Origin of the sequence: Pseudomonas sp. 22082 (assembly GCF_052046055.1) — a bacterium.
Classification (GTDB): Bacteria; Pseudomonadota; Gammaproteobacteria; order Pseudomonadales; family Pseudomonadaceae; genus Aquipseudomonas; species Aquipseudomonas pharyngis.
Genome location: NZ_JBQEQB010000031.1, coordinates 1 through 26,491 on the forward strand (window position 1 = coordinate 1; position 26,491 = coordinate 26,491).

Below are 26,491 nucleotides of genomic sequence, written 5' to 3' on the forward strand. Positions count from 1 at the left end.
CCCGGAGCGAAGGAACCCCGAGCCCCAGCGAGGGGCCGAACGCCGGGGCCCAGACCTTTGGTTACTTTGGGGCGTTTGCCAAAGTGACCCGCCGTAAGGGCGGAACCATAATCCGCAACACCCGAAGAAACGGATATTCACACAACAAAAAAAGCCCACCGATAATCACTCATCGGCGGGCTTTTTCATTCGCAGCTAACGCTTAAATCGCGCCACGCTTACGCAACAGGTCCAGCACCTGCTTCACACTTTCATCCAGCGACAACGACTGGGTATCAATCACCAGATCAGCATCCAGCGGCACGTCATACGGGAACGACTCACCCGGAATGTTATCGCCACCCGCAGCATACAAACCTTGCGGATCACGCTCGGCGCAAACAGTCGGCGAAGCCTGAACATAAACCGTCAGCAAACGATCCTTGCCAATCAGATCCTTCGCCTGCTCACGACCTTCGGCACTCGGCGCCACAAACGCCGCAAGCGTCAACAGACCCGCTTCGTTGAACTGACGCGCCACATGCGCGGCACGACGCCAGTTCTCGGTGCGACCGGCGCGATCCTGCGGCAGACCCTTGTTGAGATCGTGACGCAGGTTCTGGCCATCCAGCACAAACACCGCACGACCCAGATCAAACAGCTTGCGCTCGACCGCGTATGCCAAGGTGCTCTTGCCAGCGCCGGACAGGCCGCTGAACAGCACGGTAGCCGGTTGCTGACCGAAACGCTGAGCGCGTTCTTCGGTCGCTACATGGGCCAGCTTGCCGTGATGCGTAGCCGTACCGTGGGTCACCGGCTGAGCGACGATCATGCCGGCGCCGACGGTGCCGTTGGTCAAACGGTCGATGACGATGAACGCGCCGGTGGTGCGATTGCTGTCGTAACCGTCGAGGGCGATCGGCGCGTCGAGCGCGATCTTCACCTTGCCGATTTCGTTGAGCTGCAACGCGCTCGCCGGGCCTTCTTCGAGGGTGTTGACGTCGACCTTGTTGACGATGCTGGCGATGGAGCCCGGCACGTAACTGGTGGCGCGCTTGATGTCGTATTTCTTGCCCGGCAGCATCGGCTCTTCAGCCATCCACACCAGCATCGCTTCGAAGCTGTCGGTCACTGGCGGAACGTTGTCGGCGTGAACCAGCAGGTCGCCACGGGAGATGTCGATTTCGTCTTCCATGGTCAGCGTTACCGCCTGGCCAGGACCTGCGTGTTCCAGCTCACCTTCGAAAGTGACGATGGATTTCACGCGGCTGCTCTTGCCCGACGGCAGGACCACGACTTCGTCGCCCTTCTTGACGATGCCGCTGGCCAGGGTACCGGCGAAACCGCGGAAGTTCAGGTTCGGACGGTTGACGTACTGCACCGGGAAACGCAGATCGGTGAAGTTGCGATCGCCCGCCACTTCCACGGTCTCGAGGATTTCCATCAGCGACTGGCCGGTGTACCACGGCGAGCGCTCGGACTTGTTCACCACGTTGTCGCCCTTCAGAGCGGACATCGGCACGAAGTGCATGCTGGTCGGCTTCATCTTCAAGCCTTCGGCGAACTTCAGGTAGTCGGCCTTGATCGACTCGAACACGCCCTGATCGAAGCCCTTGAGGTCCATCTTGTTGATGGCAACAACGATGTGCTTGATGCCCAGCAACGAGGCGATGAAGCTGTGGCGGCGGGTCTGGGTCTGCACGCCGTAACGGGCGTCGACCAGGATGATCGCCAAGTCACAGGTGGACGCACCGGTGGCCATGTTGCGGGTGTACTGCTCATGGCCGGGGGTGTCGGCGATGATGAATTTGCGCTTGGCGGTGGAGAAATAGCGGTAGGCGACATCGATGGTGATGCCCTGCTCGCGCTCGGCCTGCAGGCCGTCAACCAGCAATGCCAGGTCGATGTCGTCACCGGTGGTGCCGACTTTCTTCGAGTCGCGGGTGATGGCTTCGAGGTGATCTTCGTAGATCATCTTCGAGTCGTGCAGCAGGCGCCCGATCAGGGTGCTCTTGCCGTCATCGACGTTACCGCAGGTCAAAAAGCGCAGCAGCTCTTTACGTTCGTGCTGGCCCAGGTAGGCGAGGATGTCCTCGCTGATCAAATCAGATGCGTGCGACATGACAACCCCTTAGAAATAACCCTGACGTTTCTTGTCTTCCATCGAGCCTGCGCCATCGTGGTCGATGACCCGGCCCTGGCGCTCGGAAGTTCGCGTCAGGAGCATTTCCTGAATGATGTCCGTCAGGCTTTCGGCCTCGGACTCCACCGCGCCCGTCAACGGGTAGCAGCCAAGGGTACGGAAACGCACTTTCTTTTTGACGATGCGCGCCTTGTCCTCGTCGGACAGGTGCTCGAGGATGCGCTCGTCGTCGATCATGATCAGCGTGCCGTTCTTCTCGATCACTTCGCGTTCGGCGGCGAAGTACAGCGGTACGATCGGGATGCCTTCGAGGTAGATGTACTGCCAGATGTCCAGTTCGGTCCAGTTCGACAGCGGGAACACACGAATGGATTCGCCCTTGTTGACCTTGCCGTTGTAGACGTTCCACAGCTCGGGACGCTGGTTCTTCGGGTCCCAGCGATGTTTGCTGTCACGGAACGAGTAGACGCGCTCCTTGGCGCGGGACTTCTCTTCATCGCGACGGGCACCGCCGAAAGCGGCGTCGAAACCATGCTTGTCGAGTGCCTGCTTCAGGCCCTCGGTCTTCATGATGTCGGTGTGCTTGGCGCTGCCGTGGGTGAACGGGTTGATGTTCTGCGCCACGCCATCGGGGTTGATATGAGTGATGAGGTCCAGGCCAAGCTCTTCGACCATCTTGTCGCGGAACTTGTACATTTCCTGGAATTTCCAGCGGGTGTCGACGTGCATCACCGGAAACGGCAGTTTGCCCGGGAAGAACGCCTTGCGTGCCAGATGCAGCATCACGGCGGAGTCTTTACCGATGGAGTACAGCATCACCGGGTTGTCGAACTCGGCGGCCACCTCGCGGATGATGTGGATGCTTTCCGCCTCCAGCTGTTTCAGATGCGTCAGTTTGTCGACCATGGCTACTCACGAAAGCTTTCTTATGAACGGCCAGCGGGCCGTGTTCGAGCGGGGAATCCTAGCACAGCGCCCCCTTCTAATCAGGACGCCAACTAGATCGAAAGGGTATATGAATATGCCTGCCCGTTCGGGCGCTCAGATCGGATTCGGGCAGTCGATAAAGATGTGCTCCAGCGCAAAACGTTTCGCCAGATAATCGCCCAGCGCCTGCACGCCATAGCGTTCGGTGGCGTGGTGGCCGGCGGCGATGAAGCTGATGTCGTTTTCCCGGGCGCTGTGGAACGTCTGCTCGGAGGCTTCGCCGCTGAGGAACAGATCGACGCCGGCAGCGATGGCGTTATCGATGTAGCCCTGACCGCCACCGGTGCACCAGCCGATCCGACGGATCATCGCACTGCCTTCGACCAGCAGCGGTTCGCGGCCCATGACTTCCTGCACTTTGCGAGCGAAGTCACGCGGGGTCATTGGTTCGCTCAGCGAACCGACCAGACCGACGATCTTCAGGTTGTCCGGGTCCAGCGGCCCTTCGACGGTGATGTCCAGTTGACGGGCCAGTTGCACGTTATTGCCGACATCCGGATGCAGATCCAGAGGCAGGTGATAACCGAGCAGACTGATATCGTGCTTGAGCAGCGTCTTCAAACGGCGCTGCTTCATGCCGGTGATGCACGGGTTCTCGCCCTTCCAGAAATAACCGTGATGCACCAGCACTAGATCGGCTTCGGCTTCGACGGCGGCATCGAGCAACGCCTGGCTGGCGGTGACACCACTGACGATGCGCATCACCTGCGGACGGCCCTCGACCTGCAGACCATTGGGGCAATAATCGGCAATTTTCGCACTGCCAAGGTAACGGTCGGCTTCTTCGACCAGGGTGCTCAGGGCGACGGCCATGAAAGACTCCTAAATATCCCGTTCAGAGGCGCGCGCGGCCTCGTATAATGCGCGACATTATGGGCGGTCTGACCCCGCCTGCAACTTTTCCAGGACGTGCTTAATGCTCAAGGCGCTGCGTTTTTTCGGCTGGCCGCTGTTGGCCGGCGTGCTTATCGCTCTGTTGATTATTCAGCGTTACCCGCAGTGGGTCGGGCTTCCGAGCCTCGACGTCAACCTGCAACAGGCCCCGCAGACCACCAGCGTGCAGCAGGGGCCGGTGTCCTATGCGGACGCGGTGAGCATCGCCGCGCCTTCGGTGGTCAACCTCTACACCACCAAAGTCATCAACAAGCCGAGCCATCCGCTGTTCGAGGATCCGCAGTTCCGCCGCTTCTTCGGTGACAATTCACCGAAGCAGAAGCGCATGGAATCAAGCCTCGGCTCCGGGGTGATCATGAGCCCGGAAGGCTACATCCTGACCAACAACCACGTCACCAGCGGTGCCGACCAGATCGTCGTGGCGCTCAAGGATGGTCGCGAAACCCTGGCCCGAGTGATCGGCAGCGATCCGGAAACCGACCTCGCAGTCCTGAAGATCGACCTGAAAACCCTGCCGTCGATCACCGTCGGCCGCTCCGACAACATCCGCATCGGCGACGTCGCACTGGCCATCGGCAACCCGTTCGGCGTCGGCCAGACCGTGACCATGGGCATCATCAGCGCCACCGGCCGCAACCAGCTGGGCCTGAACAACTACGAAGACTTCATCCAGACCGACGCGGCGATCAACCCGGGCAACTCCGGCGGCGCACTGGTCGACGCCAGCGGCAACCTCACCGGCATCAACACCGCGATCTTCTCCAAGTCCGGCGGCTCCCAGGGCATCGGTTTTGCGATCCCGGTGAAACTGGCGATGGAAGTGATGAAATCGATCATCGAGCACGGCCAGGTAATTCGCGGCTGGCTGGGCATTGAAGTGCAACCGCTGACCCAGGAACTGGCCGAGTCGTTCGGCCTGTCCGGACGTCCGGGTATCGTGGTGGCGGGGATTTTCCGCGACGGCCCGGCGCAGAAGGCCGGCCTGCAACTGGGTGATGTGATCCTCAGCATCGACGGCGAACCGGCCGGCGATGGCCGCAAGTCGATGAACCAGGTGGCGCGGATCAAGCCGACCGACAAGGTCACGATTCAAGTGATGCGCAATGGCAAGGAGCTGAAGCTGACCGCCGAAATCGGTCTGCGTCCGCCACCGGCGCCGCTGAAAGAAAAAGAAGAGTAAGGAAGACTGACTGTGTGAGCGGGATCACTCGCTCATACAACATTCATTTCCTTACATCTGCTTTATTACTTCTTGCTATTAAAGACAAAGCAGAAAGTTGTCTCCACCTGCCAGATCTGACAGGTTCATTCTCTGGAACATTGTCTTACGCTTGAACCTCGACAACTTCCTGGAAGAGCGAGGCAATAATGGATATTCAAGAAGCCCTTAAAAATCTGCAAACCTCCAAGACCACTGGCGAAGTGGTTGTCAGCGTGAACGGAGGCACAGAAGTTAAATTCAAAAAGGTAGATCTTCATGATTTCGGAGAAGAAAAGGGTGGCTATATAGCGGGATACACGGATACCACATCCCTGATCGCATTCGGGTATCCAGGCACCGTCAAGGACGGGCCCAATTCCGCCAAGTACAAGAATGATTTTCAGGAGCCATATATGACCTGGATGCTTACCGACGCAAGCGGAAAAAATTATTACGCGCGAGAAGGTACGCTAAAGATAACCTTCTCAAAATATCTTCAGATCGCTGAAGGGAGTTTTGACTTCATCACTGATAATAATGACAAAGTTTCTGGAACGTTCTCCGTCACTAACATCAATCCCGCCTGACATTTGGCTACACAGTTCCCACTTGCATGGGAACTGTGTTCCTTTAGCGATTACAACTGCCCGAACCCCTCAATCAACGCCTGATTCTGCTCTGGCGTACCGATCGAGATCCGCAGGAACTGGGCAATCCGCTCCTGCTTGAAGTGACGCACGATCACGCCCTGTTCACGCAGTTTGGCTGCCAGCCCTGCCGCATCGTGTTGCGGATGACGGGCGAAGATGAAGTTTGCCGCCGACGGCAGCACTTCAAAGCCCTTGGCCTGCAACTGCGCAACCACCCATTCGCGACTCTCGATGACCAGTGCGCAGGTCTTGTCGAAGTACTCGCGATCCTCGAACGCCGCCGCCGCGCCGACGTTGGCCATACGATCGATCGGATAGGAGTTGAAGCTGTTCTTGATCCGCTCCAGCGCCTCGATCAGGTCTGGATGCCCGACCGCCAGACCGACCCGCAGGCCCGCCAGCGAGCGGGACTTGGACAGGGTCTGGGTCACCAGCAGGTTCGAGTAACGGTCGACCAGACTGATCGCGGTTTCACCGCCAAAGTCGATGTAGGCCTCGTCGACCACAACCACCGAATCCGGGCTGGCCTTGAGGATCTGCTCGACCGCTTCCAGCGCCAGCAGGCAACCGGTCGGTGCGTTCGGATTAGGGAAGATGATCCCGCCGTTCGACTTGGCGTAGTCGGCCGGGTTGATCTGGAACTGCGCATCCAGCGGCACCGCGTCGAACGTGATGCCATAAAGGCCGCAGTAAACCGGATAGAAGCTGTAGCTGATGTCCGGGAACAGGATCGGCTGATCGTGTTGCAGCAGACCGTGGAAGATGTGCGCCAGCACTTCGTCCGATCCGTTGCCGAGGAACACCTGATTACTCTGTACGCCGTAGTAGCTGGCGACGGCGTTTTTCAGCCGATCGCTGTTCGGATCCGGGTACAGGCGCAGGTTGTCGTTGAGTTCGGCCTGCATCGCCGCCAGAGCTTTCGGCGACGGGCCGTACGGGTTTTCGTTGGTGTTGAGCTTGACCAGACGGGTCAGCTTCGGCTGCTCGCCCGGCACGTAAGGCACCAGATCCTTGACGAACGGGCTCCAGAATTTACTCATGTTCAGTTCCCCTTCACTTCGTCTTTGATGCGGTATTCGGCGCTGCGCGCGTGGGCGCTCAGCGATTCGCCACGAGCCAGGATCGATGCAGTCTTGCCAAGCTCGGAAGCGCCGGCCTCGGAGCAGAAGATGATCGACGAGCGTTTCTGGAAGTCGTACACGCCCAGCGGCGAGGAAAAACGCGCAGTGCCGGAGGTCGGCAGCACGTGGTTCGGACCCGCGCAGTAGTCGCCCAGCGCTTCGGAGGTGTGACGGCCCATGAAGATCGCGCCGGCGTGGCGAATCTGCGGCAGCCAGGCCTGCGGGTCGGCGACCGACAGCTCAAGGTGTTCCGGGGCGATGCGGTTGGCGACTTCGATGGCCTGGGTCATGTCACGCACGTGGATCAGGGCACCACGGCCGTTGATCGAGGTTTCGATGATGGTTGCGCGATCCATGGTCGGCAGCAGCTTGTCGATGCTCGCGGCGACCTTGTCGAGGAACTCGGCGTCCGGGCTGACCAGGATCGCCTGGGCGTCTTCGTCGTGCTCGGCCTGGGAGAACAGGTCCATGGCGATCCAGTCCGGATCGGTCTGGCCGTCGCATACCACGAGGATTTCCGACGGGCCGGCGATCATGTCGATGCCGACCTGACCGAACACGTGACGCTTGGCGGTCGCCACGTAAATGTTGCCCGGACCGACAACCTTGTCCACCTGCGGCACGCTTTCAGTGCCATAGGCCAACGCGGCAACGGCTTGTGCGCCACCGATGGTGAACACCCGGTCGACACCGGCGATGCACGCGGCTGCCAGCACCAGTTCGTTGACTTCGCCGCGCGGGGTCGGCACCACCATGACCACTTCGGTCACGCCGGCGACCTTGGCCGGAATCGCGTTCATCAACACCGACGACGGATATGACGCCTTGCCGCCCGGCACGTACAGACCGGCGCGATCCAGTGGCGTGACCTTCTGCCCCAGCACGGTGCCGTCGGCTTCGGTGTAGCTCCAGGAGTCCTGCTTCTGTTTTTCGTGATAGCTGCGCACGCGGGCGGCGGCTTTTTCCAGCGCTTCGCGTTGCGGCACGGTGATGCGGGTCAGGGCCAGTTCCAGACGCTCGCGCGGCAGGATCAGGTCCGCCATCGAGGCGACTTCGAGGCCGTCGAATTTCTGGGTGAACTCGACCAGCGCCGCGTCACCGCGCTCGCGCACAGCCTTGATGATATCCAGCACCCGCTGATTGACCGAGTCGTCAGACACACTTTCCCAGCTCAGCAGATGATCCAGATGATGCGCGAAATCCGGGTCAGCAGCGTTGAGTCGGCGAATTGCAGTCGGTGCGGTCATAGCGAGAGCCTCATAGGAATGGCAAAAACTCAGGCGCCCTAACTTAGCAGTCGTTCCGCTTGGGCACCTGAGATTCTGGCTATGAGGCGGATAGACGGGCGCGACTTAAGGTCGCGCAGGTACATCAGCCGCGGTGTCGAGACTCCACTGCCTTGCGCAGGGTGTCGATCAACGCCTGGATTCGGGCGTGTTGCATTTTCATCGAAGCCTTGTTCACCACCAGACGCGAGCTGATCGTGGCGATCAGTTCCTGGGGTTCCAGGCCGTTGGCACGCAGGGTGTTGCCGGTGTCGACCACGTCGATGATCTTGTCGGCCAGACCGATCAGCGGCGCCAGCTCCATCGAGCCGTAGAGCTTGATGATGTCGACCTGACGGCCCTGCTCGGCGTAGTAACGCTTGGCGACGTTGACGAATTTGGTGGCGACGCGCAGGCGGCCCTTGGGCTCGACCGCGCCGACCTTGCCGGCGGTCATCAGCTTGCACTGGGCAATCTGCAGATCCAGCGGCTCGTATAGGCCTTGGCCGGTGTATTCCATCAGCACGTCTTTACCGGCAACGCCGAGGTCGGCCGCGCCATGCTCGACATAGGTCGGCACGTCGGTGGCCCGCACGATCAACAGGCGAACGTCTTCCTGGGTCGTGGGGATGATCAGCTTGCGGCTCTTGTCCGGATTCTCGGTCGGCACGATGCCCGCTTCGGCCAGAAGCGGCAGGGTGTCGTCAAGGATGCGGCCCTTGGACAGTGCGATGGTCAACATGGGAAACGTCAGTCCTTATCAAGGTACTCATGTCCGGTCGCAATCGGCGCCGGACATACATCGAGGGCGTTGCCACCCCCGATCAAAACGAATTCAACGGACACTTCCCTGTGTCCAGATGCAGCGACTAGCCCGGAACGCGACGGATCCTGGCGCCCAGCATCTGCAGTTTTTCCTCGATGCACTCGTAACCACGGTCGATGTGGTAGATGCGGTCGATCAGGGTATCGCCTTCAGCCATCAGGGCCGAGATCACGAGGCTGGCCGAAGCCCGCAGGTCGGTAGCCATGACTGGCGCGCCCTTGAGGATTTCAGTACCGGTCACGATGGCCGTGTTGCCCTCGACCTGGATCTTGGCGCCCATGCGATGCAGTTCGTAGACGTGCATGAAGCGGTTTTCGAAGATCGTCTCGATCACGGCACCGGTGCCTTCGGCAATGGCGTTGAGCGAGATGAACTGCGCCTGCATGTCGGTCGGGAACGCCGGGTACGGTGCCGTGCGCACGTTGACCGCTTTCGGGCGTTTGCCGTGCATGTTCAACTCGATCCAGTCTTCACCACAGGTGATTTCTGCGCCGGCTTCACGGAGTTTTTCCAGAACGGCTTCGAGAATGGTCGGATCGGTGTCCTTGACCTTCACGCGGCCACCGGTGACCGCAGCGGCCACCAGGTAGGTGCCGGTTTCGATGCGGTCAGGCATGACCTTGTAGAAAGCCGAGCCCAGACGCTCGACGCCATCGATGGTGATGGTGTCGGTGCCGGCACCGGATACCTTGGCGCCCATGGCGTTGAGGAAGTTCGCCAGGTCGACCACTTCCGGCTCACGGGCGGCGTTCTGCAACACGCTACGGCCTTTGGCCAGAGCGGCGGCCATCATGATGTTCTCGGTACCGGTCACGCTGACGGTATCAAAGAAGAAGTGAGCGCCACGCAAGCCGCCTTCAGGCGCCTTGGCCTTGATGTAGCCGCCTTCGACGTCGATGACCGCACCCATGGCTTCCAGGCCACGGATGTGCAGGTCGACCGGACGCGAGCCAATGGCGCAACCGCCAGGCAGTGCAACTTCGGCTTCACCGAAACGCGCAACCATCGGGCCCAGCACCAGGATCGAGGCACGCATGGTTTTCACCAGCTCGTACGGGGCGATCAGGGTCTTGATGGTGCGCGGGTCGATTTCGACGCTGAGCTTCTCGTCGATCACAGGCTCGATGCCCATGCGACCGAACAGCTCGATCATGGTGGTGATGTCGTGCAGGTGCGGCAGGTTGCCAACGGTAACCGGGCCATCGCACAGCAGGGTGGCAGCCAGGATCGGCAGGGCGGAGTTCTTCGCCCCGGAGATGCGGATCTCGCCATCAAGACGAGCGCCACCGGTAATAATCAATTTATCCATAAGAATCTCGACGCCCTAGGGCTCAGGTGCGCTCGGCCCAGGCCGCGCTGCTGAAAAATTTCATAGTGACCGCGTGGATGCTGCCATCGGCGATCCAAGGGTTCAAATGGGCATAGATGCTTTGCTGACGCTTGACCGGGCTCAACGCCGCCAGTTCATCACTAATCACGTTCAGCTGAAAGTTGCAGCCTTCGCCTTCAACTTCCACCAGCGTTCCTGGCAGCTTTCCTTCAAGGAAGCTCTTCACTTCTACGGCCTGCATGCTCAACCTCAATCGGCGCCCTGTGCGCACGGGTCGGACATCATACAAAAAAGCCCCGCGCCTGCGAACCCCGCTGCGCAGGACTCTGACGGGGGGCTTCTCTATTGATGCGGGTTCAGGGTTGCGCCAACAGCTCGGTCAGTTCGCTGACCTGAGCAATTTCGCGCATGTCTTCGGGCATCCCGCGGATGCTGACCGCCTTGCCGGCGGCCTTTGCATCGCGAATGAAGCACAGCAGCAGCGACAGACCGACGCTGCTGGACTTCTCCACCGCCGAGCAATCGATCACCAATGCCGGGGCGGTGCACGACTTGATCAGCGCCCGGCCCTGTTCCCGAAGATCCGGGCCGGTGCGGTAATCCAGCACGCCGCTGAGCTGCAGCTCACTGGCTTCGTCCAGACGAATGGCCGACTCGGTCATTGGGCTGGCTTCTCGTTCTGCTCGGCCGACTGCTTGGCCTTGGCGACTTCACCGGCCCAGCCGTTGATGGTCTTGTCCAGGTCGTTGCCGTTGCGCTGCATCGCGTCGGCGAACTGGTCACGGAACAGCTTGCCGATGTTGATGCCGTTGATGATCACATTGCGCAGTTTCCACTCGCCGTTGATCTTCTCCAGGGTGTACTGCACAGGGTAGATCGCGCCATTGTTGCCTTTGACGGTCATGCCGACACTGGTGCGGTCGCCCGATTCATCCTTGGGCGCATCGACAGTGATGCCCTGGTTGTTGTACTCGAGCAAGGCGTTGCCGTAGAACTGGAACAGACCGCGCTTGAAGTTTTCCTCGAAGGTCTTCATCTGCGCCGGGGTTGCCTTGCGCGAATACTTGACCGTCATGATGCTCTTGGAAATACCTTCGGCATCGACCACAGGGCCGACGATGTTGTTCAGCGCCGTATAGAAATCCTGCGGATCCTGCTTGTACTTCTCTTTATTGGCCGCCAGGTCGGCGAGCATCCGGTTCGTGGTGTCCTGAACCAGATCGTGCGCCGATTGTGCCGCCACGGCGTTAGCCACCAGCGGCAGTGCCGCAAGCAACACCAACAGGCCACGTCGCAAGGTAGAGATCATTCAAAAGCTCCTCATTTGGCGTCTTTGCTAACGGTATTGAGCAGGAATTTACCGATCAGGTCTTCCAGTACCAGAGACGACTGCGTGTCGTGGATGGTTCCACCATCCTTGAGGCGGGTGTCTTCGCCGCCCACGCTGATACCGATGTACTTCTCGCCCAGCAGACCCGCTGTCAGGATAGATGCTGTGGAGTCGGTCGGCAGATTGTCGACGCTTTTATCCACTTGCAGGGTCACCCGACCGGTGAAGCTGTCGCGGTCCAGATCGATCGCGGTGACCTTGCCGATGGTCACACCCGCCATGGTCACTTTGGCTCTGACCGTCAAACCGGCGATATTGTCGAAATACGCGTAAAGCTTGTAGGTATCGGTGGTCGAAGTCGGAGACAGGCCACTGACCCGCAGGGCCAGCAGCAACAAAGCCAGGATCCCTGCCAGCAGGAACAGGCCGACACCGATTTCCAGGGTGCGGTTTTGCATCAGAAATCTCCAAACATCAAAGCGGTCAGAATAAAGTCCAGGCCGAGTACTGCCAGCGAGGCGTAAACCACGGTCTTGGTGGTGGCACGGCTGATCCCCTCGGAAGTGGGTTCGCAGTCATAGCCTTGAAATACGGCGATCCAGGTGACGACAAAAGCGAACACTGCACTTTTGATGATGCCGTTGAGCACATCGTCACCGAAGCTCACGCTGTTCTGCATGTTCGACCAGTAGGAACCTTCGTAGACACCCAGCCAGTCGACGGCGACCCATGAACCGCCCCAGATGCCGACCACGCTGAAGATCATCGCCAGCACCGGCAGGGAAATGAAGCCTGCCCACAGACGCGGGGCAATGATGTACTTGAGCGGGTCGACCCCGATCATTTCCAGACTGGACAACTGTTCGGTTGATTTCATGTTGCCGATTTCCGCCGTCAGCGCCGAGCCGGCACGACCGGCAAACAACAGCGCGGTCACCACCGGTCCCAGCTCACGCAGCAGGGTCAGCGCCACCATCTGGCCGACGGCCTGTTCCGAGCCGTAACTCGACAGGATATTGAAGCCCTGCAGCGCCAGCACCATGCCGATGAAAATCCCGGACACCACGATGATCACCAGCGACATCACGCCGACGGAATGCAACTGCTTGACCAGCAGGCCAAACCCGCCGCCGATGCCGCCACGCCCGAGCAGGGCATGAAACAGGAACAGGGTCGAACGCCCGAACACTGCGACGCTGTCGATTCCGGCGAGGCCGAAACGACGCACACGCTCCATTAATGTAATTCTGCGCATCAGCGGCGCTTCCCCAGAAGATCTGCGCGGTAATCCGGCGCTGGAAAGTGATACGGCACCGGGCCGTCGGGTTCACCGGTCATGAACTGGCGGATACGCGGATCGTCCGAGCCCATCAGTTCGTCCGGCGTGCCCTGCCCCAATACCTGGCCATCACCGACCACATAGATGTAGTCAGCAATGCTCGCGGTTTCGGCGAGGTCGTGGGATACCACGATGCTGGTGATGCCCAAGGCATCGTTGAGCAGACGGATCAGGCGAACCAGCACACCCATGGCGATCGGATCCTGGCCGACGAACGGTTCGTCGTACATGAGGATCTGCGGATCGAGGGCAATGGCCCGGGCCAGGGCGACCCGGCGCTTCATGCCGCCGGACAGCTCGTCAGGCATCAGCTCGATCGCACCGCGCAACCCCACTGCCTGCAATTTGAGCAGGACGATGTCACGGATCATCTCCTCCGGCAGGTCGGTATGAACACGCAGCGGGAAGGCGACGTTCTCGAACACATCGAGATCGGTGAACAGGGCGCCACTCTGAAACAGCACGCCCATGTGCTTGCGCGCATCGAACAGATCGCTGCGCGACAGCTTCGGCAGGTTCTGGCCGTTGACCCAGACCTCGCCCTTGGATGGCCGCAACTGGGCGCCCATCAGGCGCAACAGTGTGGTCTTGCCGCACCCGGAAGGCCCCATGATGCCGGTGACCTTGCCGCGCGGGATGCGGATATCGACGTTATTGAAAATGCTCCGCGCACCGCGCTTGAAGGAGACTCCCTTCAGCTCGACCGCGTAGGCGTTATCGGCACTCATCTAAACTCCTTGCGATGCAGCCTCTCACTCGGACGCCTGGCTTTCTGAGGAAAGCCCCTACATCCCGGGCAGGCCGAACTGGCGGCGAACTATATCACTGCAAAGGGCAAGCGCCCAAGGCCTGCACCGGCCCGCATTCTGCGAGTTGAAGGGCTGGAAGCGTTATTTACAGAGTTTTGGTAACCAGGAATGACAAAGCACGACGAACTTGCGTGAGGCTTTTCAACATAACCGCTATAATCGCCGCCTTTTCATCGGGCTATACGATTTCTGACATGAGCCAAACCAGCGACCTGATTCAATCGGCACAACGCACCATTCGCCTCGAAGTGGAAGCCGTACAAGGCTTGTTGCCCCATATCGACGCCGATTTCGTACGCGCTTGCGAGATGATTCTGGCCAGCAAGGGCCGTGTTGTCGTGGTCGGCATGGGCAAGTCCGGGCACATCGGCAACAAGATTGCCGCGACCCTGGCCAGCACCGGCACCCCGGCGTTTTTCGTGCACCCGGCCGAGGCCAGCCACGGCGACATGGGCATGATCACTCGCGATGACGTCATTCTGGCCCTGTCGAACTCCGGTTCCACCAACGAAATCGTCACTCTGCTGCCTCTGATCAAGCGCCTGGGCATTCAGCTGATCAGCGTCACCGGCAACCCGCAATCGCCGCTGGCCAAGGCCGCCGAGGTCAACCTCAACGTTCACGTCGAGCACGAGGCCTGCCCGCTGAACCTGGCGCCGACCTCCTCGACCACCGCCGCACTGGTCATGGGCGACGCCCTGGCCGTGGCGCTGCTGGAAGCGCGCGGCTTCACTGCCGAAGACTTCGCCTTTTCCCACCCCGGCGGCGCACTGGGCCGACGCCTGCTGCTGAAAGTGGAAAACGTCATGCACGCCGGCCAGGAACTGCCGCAGGTACAGCGCGGCACCCTGCTCAAGGACGCGTTGATGGAAATGACCCGCAAGGGCCTGGGCATGACCGTCATCCTGGAAACCGACGGCAAGCTGGCCGGGATCTTCACTGACGGCGACCTGCGTCGCACCCTGGATCGCAGCATTGATATCCACAGCGCCACCATCGACCAGGTGATGACCGTGCACGGCAAGACCGCCCGCGCCGAAATGCTCGCCGCCGAAGCCCTGAAAATCATGGAAGACCACCGAATCAACGCGCTGGTTGTCGTGGATGAAGAGGATCGCCCGATCGGCGCCTTCAACCTCTCCGACCTGCTGCGCGCAGGAGTGATGTAAATGAGCAACGATCTGCTGCAACGCGGCAAGGCCATCAAACTGGCGGTTTTCGACGTCGACGGTGTCCTCACCGACGGGCGCCTGTACTTCCTTGAAGACGGCAGCGAGTTCAAGACTTTCAATACACTGGATGGCCAGGGCATCAAGATGCTGATGAACGCTGGCGTACAGACCGCCATCATCAGCGGTCGCAAGACCCCGGTGGTCGAGCGTCGGGCGAAGAACCTGGGGATCCCGCACCTGTTTCAGGGCCGTGAAGACAAACTGGTCGTTCTCGACGGTCTTCTGGAGCAACTGGGCCTAAGCTATGAACAAGTGGCTTACCTCGGCGACGACCTGCCGGATCTGCCGGTGATCCGCCGTGTAGGCCTGGGCATGGCCGTGGCCAACGCCGCACCTTTTGTTCGCGAACACGCTCATGGCGTCACCCAGGCTCGTGGCGGCGAAGGTGCCGCCCGCGAATTCTGCGAACTGATCCTGCGCGCCCAAGGCAGCCTCGACGCCGCCAACAATGCGTATCTGTGAGTCCAACCATGTTTAGCAAAAAGTTTCGCAACATCTTGTTGTTCGGTTGTATCGCAGCGATATTCGGCGCGGTCGGCTACTGGAACATCAGCCCGGAACGCTTCCTCGACAAACCGCCGGTTTCGGCAGAGGAAAGCCCGATCGACTGGTACGCGACCAATACGCACACGATCCAGTACCTCGAAGACGGCAAAGTGCAGTACGAAATGACGTCCGACAAGGCTGAGCACGTCAAGGCGACCGACATTACACTGGTCACCAAGCCTGATCTGAACATGTTCCGTGGCACCGATTTCCCATGGCACGTGACCAGTGAGCGCGGCGAAGTGAACTCCGGTGGCACCGAGGTCGAGCTGATCGACTCGGTACGCGTCAAGCGCACCGACGAAAAGAACCGCGACACCCTGATCACCTCCACTCGCATGACGGTGTTCCCGCAGCAGCAATATGCGCAGACCCAGCAACCCGTTAGAATCGACGGCGCTGGCGGTGTATCGACTGGCGTAGGAATGAAAGCGTATTTGAAGGAAAGCAGGATACACCTGCTATCGAACGTAAGAGGACAGTATGAGGCTCGTTAAAACCCTCCCTATTTTGCTCAGTCTGGGCGCAGCACTGGGAAGCGTGAGCGCCTGGGCTCTGCCGAACGATCAAGAGCAGCCAATCCGCATTCAGGCCGACGATGCCCAACTGGACGACAAGAACGGCGTTGCCACCTACAAAGGCGACGTGATCATCACCCAGGGTTCGATGATCGTCAAAGGCAACACCGTGACCATGACCCGTGCGCCTAACGGCGACATCGACGTCGTGACCTCGGTCGGCAACCTCGCCTACTTCGAACAGCTGCAGACTGCCGGTGATGCCAAACCCGTTCAGGGCTGGGGCGTGACCATTCAGTACCACGCACAGCAGAACCGCGTTGTTCTGATCGACAAGGCCAAAGTCGTCGACAAGGACAACAACACCACTCAGGGCGAAAAAATCGTCTATGACACGGTGAAGAAACTGGCCAGCGCCGGTCGAGCCACTGGCAGCAAGGTCACCGAAGCGCGTCCGCGCATCGACATGGTGATCCAGCCGAAGAAGAAAACCGACGAGAAAACCCAGTAATGGCAACTCTGAAAGCTCAGCACCTGGCCAAGGCCTATAAAAGCCGCCAGGTCGTGCGCGACGTCAGCCTGTCGATCGACAGCGGTCAGATCGTCGGCCTGCTCGGCCCGAACGGCGCCGGCAAGACCACGTGCTTCTACATGATCGTCGGCCTGGTTCAGGCCGATCAGGGTCGCGTACTGATCGACGACCTCGACGTCAGCCACCAGCCGATGCATGGCCGTGCGAAGGCCGGTATCGGCTATCTGCCGCAAGAAGCGTCGATCTTCCGCAAACTGTCGGTGGCCGACAACATCATGGCCATCCTCGAGACCCGTCAGGAGCTCGACAAGGCAGGTCGTCGCAAGGAGCTGGAAAGCCTGCTGCAGGAATTCCACATCAGCCACATCCGCGACAACCTCGGCATGAGCCTGTCCGGTGGTGAGCGCCGCCGGGTAGAAATCGCCCGCGCACTGGCCACGGCACCGAAATTCATCCTGCTCGACGAACCGTTCGCCGGTGTCGACCCGATCTCGGTCGGCGACATCAAGCAGATCATCCACCACCTCAAGGCCAAGGGCATCGGTGTACTGATCACCGACCACAACGTCCGTGAGACGCTGGATATCTGCGAAACCGCCTACATCGTCAACGACGGCCAGTTGATCGCCGAAGGCGACTCCGCGACCATCCTCGCCAACGATCTGGTGAAGGAAGTCTATCTGGGTCACGAGTTCCGCCTGTAAGCGCGACAGCATCCGACCAGCCGTCCGGGTGCTGTAACGTTGAAGCGCCTTTTTATACGCTTTTATTGTTACAGCGCTCTAGGCAAACACGACAGTTTCAGGCATATAATTTGCTTAAGTTTGGCGCTGCGGCGCCCTGTAGTGGATGGCGCATAGCGCCGGCGAATAAGGTGTTAAGCCCCTGCCATGAAACCATCGCTAGTCTTGAGAATGGGCCAGCAGCTGACGATGACACCGCAGCTGCAACAGGCCATCCGCCTGCTCCAATTGTCGACCCTGGATCTGCAACAGGAAATCCAGGAGGCTCTGGAATCCAATCCGATGCTCGAACGCCAGGAAGACGGCGACGACTTCGACAACTCCGATCCCATGGCCGACAACGCCGAACAGAAGCCCAACACCGAGATCCAGGAACCCTCCTATCAGGAGACCGCGCCGACAGTCGACAACCTCGAAGACGGCGAATGGAACGAGCGAATCCCCAACGAATTGCCGGTGGACACCGCCTGGGAAGACGTCTACCAGACCAGCGCCAGCAGCCTGCCAAGCAGCGACGATGACGAGTGGGACTTCACCACCCGCACCTCCGCCGGCGAGAGCCTGCAAAGCCACCTGCTGTGGCAGTTGAACCTGGCACCGATGTCCGACACCGATCGCCTGATCGCCGTCACCCTGATCGATTGCATCAACAATCAGGGCTACCTGGACGAAACCCTCGAAGAAATCCTCGACGCCTTTGATCCGGAGCTCGACATCGAGCTGGACGAGATCGAAGCCGTCCTGCACCGCATCCAGCAATTCGAACCGGCCGGCATCGGCGCACGTAACCTGGGCGAATGCCTGCTGCTGCAATTGCGCCAGCTGTCGGCCAAGACCCCCTGGCTGGCCGAGGCCAAGCGCCTGGTCACCGATTACATCGACCTGCTCGGTAGCCGCGACTACAGCCAGTTGATGCGGCGCATGAAGCTCAAGGAAGACGAGCTGCGCCAGGTCATCGAACTGGTGCAGAGCCTGAACCCGCGCCCCGGTTCGCAGATCGAATCCACCGAAGCCGAATACGTGGTGCCTGACGTCATCGTGCGCAAGGACAACGAGCGCTGGCTGGTCGAGCTGAATCAGGAGTCGGTGCCACGCCTGCGGGTCAACGCCCAATACGCCGGTTTTGTGCGCCGCGCCGACACCAGTGCCGACAACACCTTCATGCGCAACCAGTTGCAGGAAGCCCGCTGGTTCATCAAGAGCCTGCAGAGCCGCAACGAAACCCTGATGAAAGTGGCCACCCAGATCGTCGAACACCAGCGCGGGTTTCTGGAGTACGGCGACGAAGCCATGAAGCCGCTGGTCCTGCACGACATTGCAGAAGCGGTTGGCATGCACGAGTCGACGATTTCCCGCGTAACCACGCAAAAATTCATGCATACCCCACGGGGCATATATGAACTGAAATACTTTTTCTCCAGCCACGTCAGTACCTCCGAAGGCGGCGAATGCTCGTCCACGGCGATCCGCGCGATCATCAAGAAACTGGTTGCCGCGGAAAATCAGAAAAAGCCGTTGAGTGACAGCAAGATCGCTGGTTTACTGGAGGCACAAGGCATTCAGGTGGCTCGCCGCACCGTCGCCAAGTACCGCGAATCCCTCGGGATCGCGCCTTCGAGCGAACGCAAGCGGTTGATGTAAGCCACGTTACAGCGTTCCAGTGGCAGGCTCTTCGGCCTGCCGCTTTATGCACTGGCAACGAAGGAGAAGCTGTATGCAAGTCAACATCAGTGGACACCAACTGGAAGTTACCCAGCCTCTGCGCGAGTACATCGAGCTCAAGCTCAAGAAGCTCGAAGGGCATTTCGACAAGATCACCAACGTGCAAGTCACGATGTGCGTCGAAAAACTGAAGCAGAAAATCGAAGCCACGCTGCATATTCCCGGCAATGAGGTCGTCGCAAACGCGGAACATACCGATATGTACGCTGCGATCGACGCGTTGACCGACAAGCTTGATAAACAACTCAAAAAGCATAAGGAAAAGACCCAGAGCCTGCTTCAGGGCGCTACCGGTCGATAACCCCCACCCCCATGATCCGACTTGAAAGTATCCTGACCCCCGGCCGTTCCCTGGTGAACGTGCCGGGCGGCAGTAAAAAGAAAGCCCTGGAACAAATTGCCAACCTGATCGCCCGGGAAGTTCCGGATCTGGAGATGCAAGATGTCTTCGAGGCATTGATTGCCCGTGAAAAACTGGGCTCCACCGGTTTTGGCAACGGCATCGCCATTCCCCACTGCCGCCTCAAGGGCTGCGAAGCGCCGATCAGTGCGCTGATGCACCTTGATGCCCCTATCGATTTCGACGCTATCGACGGCGCGCCCGTGGACTTGCTCTTCGTCCTGCTGGTACCGGAAGCCGCCACCGATGCACACCTGGAGCTGTTACGCCAGATCGCCAGCATGCTCGACCGCAAGGACGTGCGCGACAGACTGCGCAGCGCGCCAAGCAACGAAGCCTTGTACCAGGTTGTACTGGAAGAACAGAACAGGCCGTAACCATGCGCTTGATCATTGTCAGTGGCCGTTCCGGCTCGGGTAAAAGTACTGCCCTGGATGTCCTTGAGGACAACGGTTACTACTGCATCGATAACCTGCCGGCAGGCCTTCTGCCGGATCTGGCCGAACGTGCGCTGGTTCATACCGAAATGCTCCAGCCGCTGGTGGCCGTCTCGATCGACGCCCGCAACCTGCCGAGTCATCTGTCACGTTTTCCAGAGTTGCTCGAGGAAGTGCGCAGCCGGCACATCCAGTGCGATGTCCTGTACCTCGACGCCGATGACGAAACGTTGCTCAAACGCTTTTCGGAAACTCGTCGTCGTCACCCGCTCAGCAATGCCAACCGCTCGCTGGCCGAAGCCATCGACGACGAAACCGCCCTGCTGGGCCCGATTGCCGATCTGGCCGATCTGAAGGTCAATACCACCAATCTGAACCTCTACCAACTGCGCGACACCATCAAGCTGCGCCTGTTGAACCAGCCGGAGCCGGGTACCGCGTTTCTGGTGGAGTCTTTCGGTTTCAAACGCGGCATGCCGGTGGATGCGGATCTGGTGTTCGATGTACGCTGCCTGCCGAACCCGTACTGGAAACCTGAACTGCGCGCGCAATCCGGTCTCGATCAGCCGGTCGCCGAGTATCTGGCGGCGCAGCCTGAGGTCGAGGAGATGTACCAGGATATTTACACGTACCTGCACAAATGGTTGCCGCGCTTTGCCGCGAGTAACCGCGCTTACGTCACCATTGCCATCGGCTGCACCGGCGGGCATCACCGTTCCGTTTACCTGACCGAACGTCTTGGCCAGGCGCTGCAGAAGACCCTGAAGAACGTCCAGGTTCGCCACCGCGACCTCAGCTAAAGGATTCACACCGCGATGCCTGCTCGTGAAATCGAAATCATCAACAAGCTGGGCCTGCACGCCCGCGCATCGGCAAAATTCGTCGGAGTGGCGGGCCAGTTTCCCGATTGCACGATCAGAGTCGGCCGCACCCCGGAAACCACGGTTGACGGTAAAAGCATCATGGCGATGATGATGCTCGCTGCGGGCAAGGGCACCAAAATCCACCTGAGTACCGAAGGCCATCAGGAACAGGAAGCCATGGACGCGCTGGTGACACTGATCAACAACTACTTCGACGAAGGTGGTTGAAACACTTGAAGTGAGGGAGCTTGCTCCCTCCTCCCGGTTCAGCCCAACGCGGTATCCATCACCATCATCAGACAGAAGCCGATCAGCAACCCCAGGCTTGCCAGCTTCTCATGGCCATTGCGTCGCGACTCGGGGATGACTTCGTGAGTCACCACCAGCAGCATGGCGCCCGCCGCCAACGCCAATCCCAAGGGCAGCAACAGTTCGGCAAGACTGACCAGCCACGCACAGAGCAGCGCGAACATTGGTTCGACCAGACCTGACGCTGCGCCAATCAAAAACGCTTTGACCCGCGACATACCGGCACCAGCCAGTACCAGGGCAATCACCAGCCCTTCCGGCACATCCTGCAAGGCAATGCCCATGGCCAGACTGTCTGCATCGGGCATTCCACCGCCCGCCGAGACACCGACCGCCATGCCTTCCGGGATGTTATGGGCAATGATGGCGAACACGAACAACCAGATCCGTGGCGGAATCACCGGATGTTCGACGGTGCCGATGAGCATTTCCGGCGAGGCCCCCGACACACGGCGATCAACCAGATACAGGCCGAACGCCCCGAGCATGATGCCGAAGCAAATCAGGCCGCTGGCGCCCCATGGGCTCAGTCCCAGACTTTCGGCGGCGGCGATTCCCGGTACGATCAACGAAAACGCGGTTGCCGCCAGCATCACGCCAGCGCCAAAACCCAGCAGCGTATCGCCCAGCGCCTGGGGCATGTTGCGGATCACCAGCACCGGAACTGCCCCGAGTGCGGTGCCGAGGGCGCAGATCGCGCCGCCCTGCAATGCCCGCGACAGTCTCGGTTCCAGATTCAGCCATTCCAGCCCATGCGCGACCAGCAAGGTCATGCCCGCCAACAGCAGCAGCGATCCGATTGCGTAACGAAACATGCGCCCACTTCCGATCGCCAGTGTCTCAGTGCCCATAGTCCGCCTTGGAATTGTTTTTATAGAAGACTTAAACCAGCGCCGCCTGATAGCGCGCAGCAACTTGTGGCCAGTTGATCACGTTGTAGAACGCGCTGATGTATTCCGGCCGACGGTTCTGATAACGCAGGTAGTACGCGTGTTCCCACACGTCGAGCCCGAGAATCGGCGTGTTGCCGTTCATCAGCGGGCTGTCCTGGTTGCCGCTGCTTTCCACCACCAGTTTCTTGTCGGGCGTGACGCTGAGCCACGCCCAGCCACTGCCGAAACGGGTCAACGCGGCTTTGGTGAAGGCTTCCTTGAAGCTGTCGAGGCCACCCAGCTGCTCATCGATCGCCCTGGCCAGCGCACCGTCCGGTTTGCCACCGCCGTTAGGCGCCATGACTTCCCAGAACAGCGAATGGTTGGCATGACCGCCGCCCTGGTTGATCACCGCCGCGCGCAGTTTTTCCGGCAGTTGCTGGACGCTGGCGACCAGTTTTTCCACCGGCCATTCCGCGAATTCGGTGCCCTCGACCGCAGCGTTCAGGTTGTTGATGTAAGTCTGATGATGCTTGGTGTAGTGGATCTCCATGGTTTGCGCATCGATGTGCGGCTCCAGTGCGTCGTAGGCGTAAGGCAAGGCTGGCAGGGTAAAAGCCATTTCAATGGACTCCATGGTGATGTGGGGCAGGCGCGCGGCGCGCGTTGCCGGTATCCGGGTGCAGCAAACGCTGGGTGCGCGGGTATTCGCCGTGTTCGCTGATGAAATTGAGCAGCTCGACATAGGTTTTGCTGCTCTGGCGCAACGCCGCCTCACGTAGCGCCGGACGCAGGCGCTCGTCCTGCATGGTCTGCAACAGGCGCTGGTGGATCGCGCACAGGTACTCGGCGCTCTCCTCCGGCTGATTCAGGCGCAGATGCAGATCCGCCAGGTTGTGGTGGGAGATGACGCAGGCCGCCACCGCTTCGTCGGCATCGGCCCAGCGCTCGAACAACACCTGCGCCAGGGCCAATGCTTGCAGGTAGGCCTCGCGGGCATCGATCAGCTCGCCCAGCATGAAGCAGCGATTGGCCCGTTCGATCGTGCGTTTCCAGTGCTCCATGGTGAACCTCCAAAGCGGTTGCGGTGCTTACACGCCGCCGGCGGTGAGTTTCTCGGGATTGAGCAACTCTTCCAGCTGGCTGCGCGACAGGTCGGTGTGCTCCAGCGCAACGTCGATCACCGGGCGACCCTGCTTGTAGGCCTGCTTGGCAATCTCGGCAGCTTTCTGGTAACCGATGATCGGGTTGAGCGCGGTCACCAGAATCGGGTTGCGCGACAGCGCTTCCTTGAGGCGCGACTCGTTGACCTTGAAGGTGGCGATGGCCTTGTCACCCAGCAAACGGCTGGAGTTGGCCAGCAACTCAATGCTGCTCAGCAGATTCTGGGCAATGATCGGCAGCATCACGTTCAGTTCGAAATTGCCTGATTGACCGGCGATGGTGATCACCGAGTCATTGCCGATCACTTGCGCAGCTACCATGGCGGTGGCTTCCGGGATCACCGGGTTGACCTTGCCTGGCATGATCGATGAGCCCGGCTGCAGGCCCTCGAGCTCGATTTCACCGAGCCCGGCGAGCGGGCCGGAGTTCATCCAGCGCAGGTCGTTGGCGATTTTCATCAGGGACACGGCGGTGGCCTTGAGCTGGCCCGAGACGGCCACGGCGGTGTCTTGCGAACCGATCAGGGCGAACAGATTTTTGCCCGGCGTGAACTGGACGTTGGTCAACTGGCTGAGCTGTCGGCTGAAACGCGCAGCGAATTCCGGATGCGCGTTGATCCCGGTGCCGACTGCCGTGCCGCCCTGGGCCAGGGATTGCAGGCTTGGCAGCAAATCCTGCAGGTGACCGATATTGGCCTTGAGCTGCTGCGCCCAGCCGTTGAGCACTTGGCTCAGGCGTACCGGCATGGCGTCCATCAAGTGGGTGCGACCGGTTTTGACGTGATGATGGACCTGTTCGGCCTTGCGCTCGATCACCTGCACCAGGTGCAGCAGCGCTGGCAGCAGTTGTTCGTGCAAGGCCAACGCGGCGCTGACGTGGATAGTGGTAGGAATGATGTCGTTGCTGCTCTGCCCACAGTTGACGTGATCGTTCGCGTTCACCGGTTCGTCGAGCAAGCGGCTGGCCAGGGTGGCGATCACTTCATTGGCGTTCATGTTGGAGCTGGTGCCGGAACCGGTCTGGAAGATGTCCACCGGGAAATGCCGCATGAAGTCGCCTTCCAACAACCCTTGGGCGGCATCGCTGATGGCTTTGCCTTGCGCTGCACTGAGCTGGTTGAGTTCAACGTTGGCGCGCGCGGCGGCCGCTTTGGCCAGAATCAGGGCGCGGATGAACTGGGTCGGCATCGGCTTGCCGCTGATCGGGAAGTTATCCACTGCACGCTGGGTCTGCGCGCCGTAGAGAGCGTCCACCGGCACCTGCAGTTCGCCCATGCTGTCGCGCTCAATACGTGTCTTGGTCATCGGTAAATCCTTGGACTAATTCAATGAGAGGAATCGAGGGTTGCAACTCGCAGGTGGCGAGCTGCCAGGTGTAGCTTTGCCAGTGTTTGAGCCGGCACTTGCACAGCGACAGGCGCTCCATTTCACGCAAGGGGCGCCAGGCTTGATCGAGACACAGGCTGCGCCAATGCCACGGCAGTGCGATGTCGGTGGCCGTGTCGAGCAGCAGACGGAAAGAGGTTTCAGCGACCGTCCAGGGCGAGGTCGCCGTGCAGCAGGCCAGGTATCGACCTTCGGCCAGGTAATGTTCGATCAGTCGTGGTTCGTCGGGGTCCATCGCGCAACGGATCTGGCGGCTCATCCAGCGCCAGCTTTCGAGGTACGGCTGCTCGTGCAAGGCAGAACTCATGATCCTGGGCTCATTCGATAATGAGATTTATTATTAGATGATAATGAGAACCAAAACAAGAGTAGCTTCTTAGCTGCTCTGCGCAACCCGAAAAATAAGTGGACACAAAAAAGGCGCGCCACCCAATCGGGTGACGCGCCTTTTTTTGTACCTGCCTGGGGCTTAGCTGCCCGCGACAGTCATCTTCTCGATCAACACCGAACCGGTGCGAATGTTGCTGCGCAGTTCCAGATCGTTACCCACCGCGACGATCTGCTTGAACATGTCCCGCATGTTGCCGGCGATGGTCACTTCCTGCACTGCGAACTGGATTTCACCGTTCTCGACCCAGAAACCTGCCGCACCACGCGAGTAATCCCCGGTCACCATGTTCAGACCATGGCCCATCAATTCGGTGACCAACAGGCCACGACCCATGCGCCGCAGCAAGGCAGCCTGGTCTTCATCGCCGTGGGTGACAAACAGGTTATGCACGCCGCCCGCGTTGGCGGTGCTCGGCATGCCCAGCTTGCGACCCGAATACGTGCCCAGGATGTATGACACCAGCTCACCCTTTTCGACGAACGGTTTGGCATAGGTCGCCAGCCCGTCGCCGTCATACGACGCACTGCCCATGGCACGCATCAGGTGTGGACGTTCGTCGATGGTCAGCCATTCCGGGAACAGCTTCTGCCCCAAAGTGCCTTCGAGGAACGACGATTTGCGGTACAGACTGCCGCCGGAAATCGCCGACAGGAAGCTGCCGAACAACCCGCCCGCCAGTTCCGCCGAAAACAAAACCGGCACTTCGCAGGTCGGCACCGGGCGCGCCCCCAGGCGACTCGCCGCGCGCTGTGCCGCACGCTGGCCAATGCTCACCGGATCCGCCAGCAAACTGCCCTGGCGGTTCACGTCATACCAGTAGTCGCGTTGCATCTGGCCATCGGCCTCGGCAATCATCACGCAGCTCAGGCTGTGTCGGGTCGAAGCGTAACCACCGATGAAACCGTGGCTGTTGCCGTACACGCGGCAGCCCTGATGGGTGCTCAACGTGGTGCCATCGGCATTCTTGATGCGTGCATCGGCGTCGAACGCGGCGGCTTCGCAGAGCAATGCTTTCTCGATGGCCTGCTCCGGGGTAATGTCCCATTGGTGGAACAGATCGAAATCCTGGATATCCCGGGCCATCAGCGCGGCATCGGCCAGCCCCGAGGCTTCGTCTTCCGACGTGTGCTTGGCAATCGCCAGCGCGGCGGCGACAGTCTCGCGAATCGCATCCGGCCCGGTGGCGGACGTGCTGGCCGAGCCCTTGCGCTGGCCGACATACAACGTGATGCCAAAACCCTGATCGCGGTTGAACTCGACCGTTTCGACCTCACGCTGACGCACCGACGTCGACAGGCCCTGCTCCAGCGACACCGCCACTTCGCAGGCACTGGCACCCTGACGCTTGGCTTCGGCGATGATCTGCTCGACCTGTTCCTGCAGTGCCGGCAATGCCTGTGGGCCGACGCTTTCAACTGCACTCATGCTCATCTCCACTCAAATTCTGCTTTCGGCTGGGGCCTTCGAGCGACCGGGCCGGACAAGCGGCCCCCGACTGGTTAT

At 60.1% G+C, this 26,491-nt stretch carries 31 protein-coding genes; 12 read left to right on the forward strand and 19 right to left on the reverse strand.

Translation table 11 applies throughout. The features are described 5' to 3' along the window. Positions 1 to 202: 202 nt before the first annotated feature. The 3 genes from cysN to ACTJK9_RS26855 form a co-directional block, all read right to left on the reverse strand. Positions 203 to 2,101, reverse strand: coding sequence for a sulfate adenylyltransferase subunit CysN (cysN, locus tag ACTJK9_RS26845; RefSeq protein WP_039769320.1), 1,899 nt, complete (start codon positions 2,099 to 2,101; stop codon positions 203 to 205). Positions 2,102 to 2,110: 9 nt separating this feature from the next. Beyond that, a complete protein-coding gene (gene cysD / locus ACTJK9_RS26850) occupies positions 2,111 to 3,028 on the reverse strand; it encodes a sulfate adenylyltransferase subunit CysD (RefSeq protein ID WP_007912374.1) in 918 nt (305 codons plus the stop codon). Between the two features lie 135 nt (positions 3,029 to 3,163). Further along, positions 3,164 to 3,922 (reverse strand): Nif3-like dinuclear metal center hexameric protein, encoded by a 759-nt coding sequence (locus ACTJK9_RS26855; RefSeq protein ID WP_085611343.1) that lies wholly within the window; start codon positions 3,920 to 3,922, stop codon positions 3,164 to 3,166. 103 nt (positions 3,923 to 4,025) lie between these two features. Between ACTJK9_RS26855 and algW the strand changes: the two genes are divergently transcribed. Together algW and ACTJK9_RS26865 are read left to right on the forward strand one after the other, a co-directional pair. Continuing rightward, a complete protein-coding gene (algW, locus tag ACTJK9_RS26860; RefSeq protein ID WP_085611342.1) occupies positions 4,026 to 5,183 on the forward strand; it encodes a Do family serine endopeptidase AlgW in 1,158 nt (385 codons plus the stop codon). A 188-nt stretch (positions 5,184 to 5,371) separates the two neighbouring features. Next, positions 5,372 to 5,791 (forward strand): hypothetical protein, encoded by a 420-nt coding sequence (locus tag ACTJK9_RS26865; protein ID WP_085611341.1) that lies wholly within the window; start codon positions 5,372 to 5,374, stop codon positions 5,789 to 5,791. A gap of 50 nt (positions 5,792 to 5,841) precedes the next feature. Here the strand turns inward: ACTJK9_RS26865 and hisC are convergent, their stop codons facing one another. The 10 genes from hisC to ACTJK9_RS26915 all read right to left on the reverse strand — a co-directional run bounded on the left by hisC (position 5,842) and on the right by ACTJK9_RS26915 (position 13,793). Next, complete coding sequence (gene hisC / locus ACTJK9_RS26870; protein WP_440817378.1) at positions 5,842 to 6,894, reverse strand: histidinol-phosphate transaminase; 1,053 nt, start codon at positions 6,892 to 6,894, stop codon at positions 5,842 to 5,844. 2 nt (positions 6,895 to 6,896) lie between these two features. Continuing rightward, positions 6,897 to 8,222 (reverse strand): histidinol dehydrogenase, encoded by a 1,326-nt coding sequence (gene hisD, locus ACTJK9_RS26875; protein ID WP_064593403.1) that lies wholly within the window; start codon positions 8,220 to 8,222, stop codon positions 6,897 to 6,899. Between the two features lie 124 nt (positions 8,223 to 8,346). Further along, positions 8,347 to 8,982 (reverse strand): ATP phosphoribosyltransferase, encoded by a 636-nt coding sequence (gene hisG, locus ACTJK9_RS26880; RefSeq protein WP_007953554.1) that lies wholly within the window; start codon positions 8,980 to 8,982, stop codon positions 8,347 to 8,349. Between the two features lie 127 nt (positions 8,983 to 9,109). Continuing rightward, positions 9,110 to 10,375, reverse strand: coding sequence for a UDP-N-acetylglucosamine 1-carboxyvinyltransferase (gene murA, locus ACTJK9_RS26885; RefSeq protein ID WP_074691804.1), 1,266 nt, complete (start codon positions 10,373 to 10,375; stop codon positions 9,110 to 9,112). Positions 10,376 to 10,397: 22 nt separating this feature from the next. After that, on the reverse strand, positions 10,398 to 10,637 hold the full coding sequence (locus ACTJK9_RS26890; RefSeq protein ID WP_039769303.1) for a BolA family protein: 240 nt from the start codon (positions 10,635 to 10,637) through the stop codon (positions 10,398 to 10,400). Between the two features lie 115 nt (positions 10,638 to 10,752). Beyond that, a complete protein-coding gene (locus ACTJK9_RS26895) occupies positions 10,753 to 11,058 on the reverse strand; it encodes an STAS domain-containing protein (RefSeq protein ID WP_039769302.1) in 306 nt (101 codons plus the stop codon). Beyond that, complete coding sequence (locus ACTJK9_RS26900; protein WP_221398715.1) at positions 11,055 to 11,705, reverse strand: MlaC/ttg2D family ABC transporter substrate-binding protein; 651 nt, start codon at positions 11,703 to 11,705, stop codon at positions 11,055 to 11,057. The genes ACTJK9_RS26895 and ACTJK9_RS26900 overlap by 4 nt, the downstream gene beginning before the upstream one ends. Positions 11,706 to 11,716: 11 nt before the next feature. Continuing rightward, positions 11,717 to 12,184: an outer membrane lipid asymmetry maintenance protein MlaD gene (gene mlaD / locus ACTJK9_RS26905; RefSeq protein WP_007953559.1), complete on the reverse strand. Its 468-nt coding sequence runs from the start codon at positions 12,182 to 12,184 to the stop codon at positions 11,717 to 11,719. Continuing rightward, positions 12,184 to 12,981 (reverse strand): lipid asymmetry maintenance ABC transporter permease subunit MlaE, encoded by a 798-nt coding sequence (mlaE, locus tag ACTJK9_RS26910; protein ID WP_007953561.1) that lies wholly within the window; start codon positions 12,979 to 12,981, stop codon positions 12,184 to 12,186. The genes mlaD and mlaE overlap by 1 nt, the downstream gene beginning before the upstream one ends. Continuing rightward, positions 12,981 to 13,793 (reverse strand): ATP-binding cassette domain-containing protein, encoded by an 813-nt coding sequence (locus tag ACTJK9_RS26915; protein ID WP_064593401.1) that lies wholly within the window; start codon positions 13,791 to 13,793, stop codon positions 12,981 to 12,983. Before ACTJK9_RS26915 ends, mlaE begins: the two co-directional genes overlap by 1 nt. Before the next feature lie 275 nt (positions 13,794 to 14,068). Here ACTJK9_RS26915 and ACTJK9_RS26920 point away from each other — a divergent pair, with 275 nt between their 5' ends. The 10 genes from ACTJK9_RS26920 to ACTJK9_RS26965 all read left to right on the forward strand — a co-directional run bounded on the left by ACTJK9_RS26920 (position 14,069) and on the right by ACTJK9_RS26965 (position 21,095). Beyond that, a complete protein-coding gene (locus tag ACTJK9_RS26920; RefSeq protein WP_064593399.1) occupies positions 14,069 to 15,043 on the forward strand; it encodes a KpsF/GutQ family sugar-phosphate isomerase in 975 nt (324 codons plus the stop codon). Further along, positions 15,044 to 15,568 (forward strand): KdsC family phosphatase, encoded by a 525-nt coding sequence (locus tag ACTJK9_RS26925; protein WP_085611339.1) that lies wholly within the window; start codon positions 15,044 to 15,046, stop codon positions 15,566 to 15,568. It abuts the gene before it with no gap. Between the two features lie 8 nt (positions 15,569 to 15,576). Further along, positions 15,577 to 16,149 (forward strand): LPS export ABC transporter periplasmic protein LptC, encoded by a 573-nt coding sequence (gene lptC, locus ACTJK9_RS26930; protein WP_007953568.1) that lies wholly within the window; start codon positions 15,577 to 15,579, stop codon positions 16,147 to 16,149. Then, entirely contained in the window at positions 16,136 to 16,681 is a 546-nt protein-coding gene (gene lptA / locus ACTJK9_RS26935; RefSeq protein WP_064593398.1) for a lipopolysaccharide transport periplasmic protein LptA, read from the forward strand. The genes lptC and lptA overlap by 14 nt, the downstream gene beginning before the upstream one ends. Next, the gene (lptB, locus tag ACTJK9_RS26940) at positions 16,681 to 17,406 is read left to right on the forward strand and encodes an LPS export ABC transporter ATP-binding protein (protein WP_007953572.1); all 726 of its coding nucleotides are present in this window, start codon (positions 16,681 to 16,683) and stop codon (positions 17,404 to 17,406) included. The genes lptA and lptB overlap by 1 nt, the downstream gene beginning before the upstream one ends. A gap of 186 nt (positions 17,407 to 17,592) precedes the next feature. Beyond that, positions 17,593 to 19,086 (forward strand): RNA polymerase factor sigma-54, encoded by a 1,494-nt coding sequence (locus ACTJK9_RS26945; RefSeq protein ID WP_011332472.1) that lies wholly within the window; start codon positions 17,593 to 17,595, stop codon positions 19,084 to 19,086. Between the two features lie 73 nt (positions 19,087 to 19,159). Beyond that, entirely contained in the window at positions 19,160 to 19,468 is a 309-nt protein-coding gene (gene hpf / locus ACTJK9_RS26950) for a ribosome hibernation-promoting factor, HPF/YfiA family (protein WP_011332471.1), read from the forward strand. 11 nt (positions 19,469 to 19,479) lie between these two features. Continuing rightward, positions 19,480 to 19,944 (forward strand): PTS IIA-like nitrogen regulatory protein PtsN, encoded by a 465-nt coding sequence (ptsN, locus tag ACTJK9_RS26955; protein WP_007953580.1) that lies wholly within the window; start codon positions 19,480 to 19,482, stop codon positions 19,942 to 19,944. A gap of 2 nt (positions 19,945 to 19,946) precedes the next feature. Beyond that, positions 19,947 to 20,804 carry an RNase adapter RapZ gene (gene rapZ / locus ACTJK9_RS26960; RefSeq protein ID WP_221398714.1) on the forward strand — a complete coding sequence of 286 codons (858 nt, stop codon included), beginning with the start codon at positions 19,947 to 19,949 and terminating at the stop codon, positions 20,802 to 20,804. Between the two features lie 15 nt (positions 20,805 to 20,819). Continuing rightward, positions 20,820 to 21,095, forward strand: coding sequence for an HPr family phosphocarrier protein (locus tag ACTJK9_RS26965; protein WP_085611337.1), 276 nt, complete (start codon positions 20,820 to 20,822; stop codon positions 21,093 to 21,095). Positions 21,096 to 21,133: 38 nt separating this feature from the next. Here ACTJK9_RS26965 and ACTJK9_RS26970 read toward each other — a convergent pair whose 3' ends face one another. The 6 genes from ACTJK9_RS26970 to pmbA form a co-directional block, all read right to left on the reverse strand. Beyond that, a complete protein-coding gene (locus tag ACTJK9_RS26970) occupies positions 21,134 to 22,027 on the reverse strand; it encodes a ZIP family metal transporter (protein ID WP_221398713.1) in 894 nt (297 codons plus the stop codon). A gap of 31 nt (positions 22,028 to 22,058) precedes the next feature. Then, entirely contained in the window at positions 22,059 to 22,670 is a 612-nt protein-coding gene (locus tag ACTJK9_RS26975; protein WP_221398712.1) for a superoxide dismutase, read from the reverse strand. 1 nt (position 22,671) lies between these two features. Then, a complete protein-coding gene (locus ACTJK9_RS26980) occupies positions 22,672 to 23,112 on the reverse strand; it encodes a hypothetical protein (protein ID WP_007953590.1) in 441 nt (146 codons plus the stop codon). A 27-nt stretch (positions 23,113 to 23,139) separates the two neighbouring features. Beyond that, a complete protein-coding gene (locus tag ACTJK9_RS26985; RefSeq protein ID WP_085611334.1) occupies positions 23,140 to 24,516 on the reverse strand; it encodes a class II fumarate hydratase in 1,377 nt (458 codons plus the stop codon). Continuing rightward, positions 24,497 to 24,904 carry a FagA protein gene (locus ACTJK9_RS26990; protein ID WP_440817390.1) on the reverse strand — a complete coding sequence of 136 codons (408 nt, stop codon included), beginning with the start codon at positions 24,902 to 24,904 and terminating at the stop codon, positions 24,497 to 24,499. Before ACTJK9_RS26990 ends, ACTJK9_RS26985 begins: the two co-directional genes overlap by 20 nt. Positions 24,905 to 25,066: 162 nt before the next feature. Further along, positions 25,067 to 26,413 (reverse strand): metalloprotease PmbA, encoded by a 1,347-nt coding sequence (gene pmbA, locus ACTJK9_RS26995; protein ID WP_039769277.1) that lies wholly within the window; start codon positions 26,411 to 26,413, stop codon positions 25,067 to 25,069. Between the last annotated feature and the right edge of the window lie 78 nt (positions 26,414 to 26,491).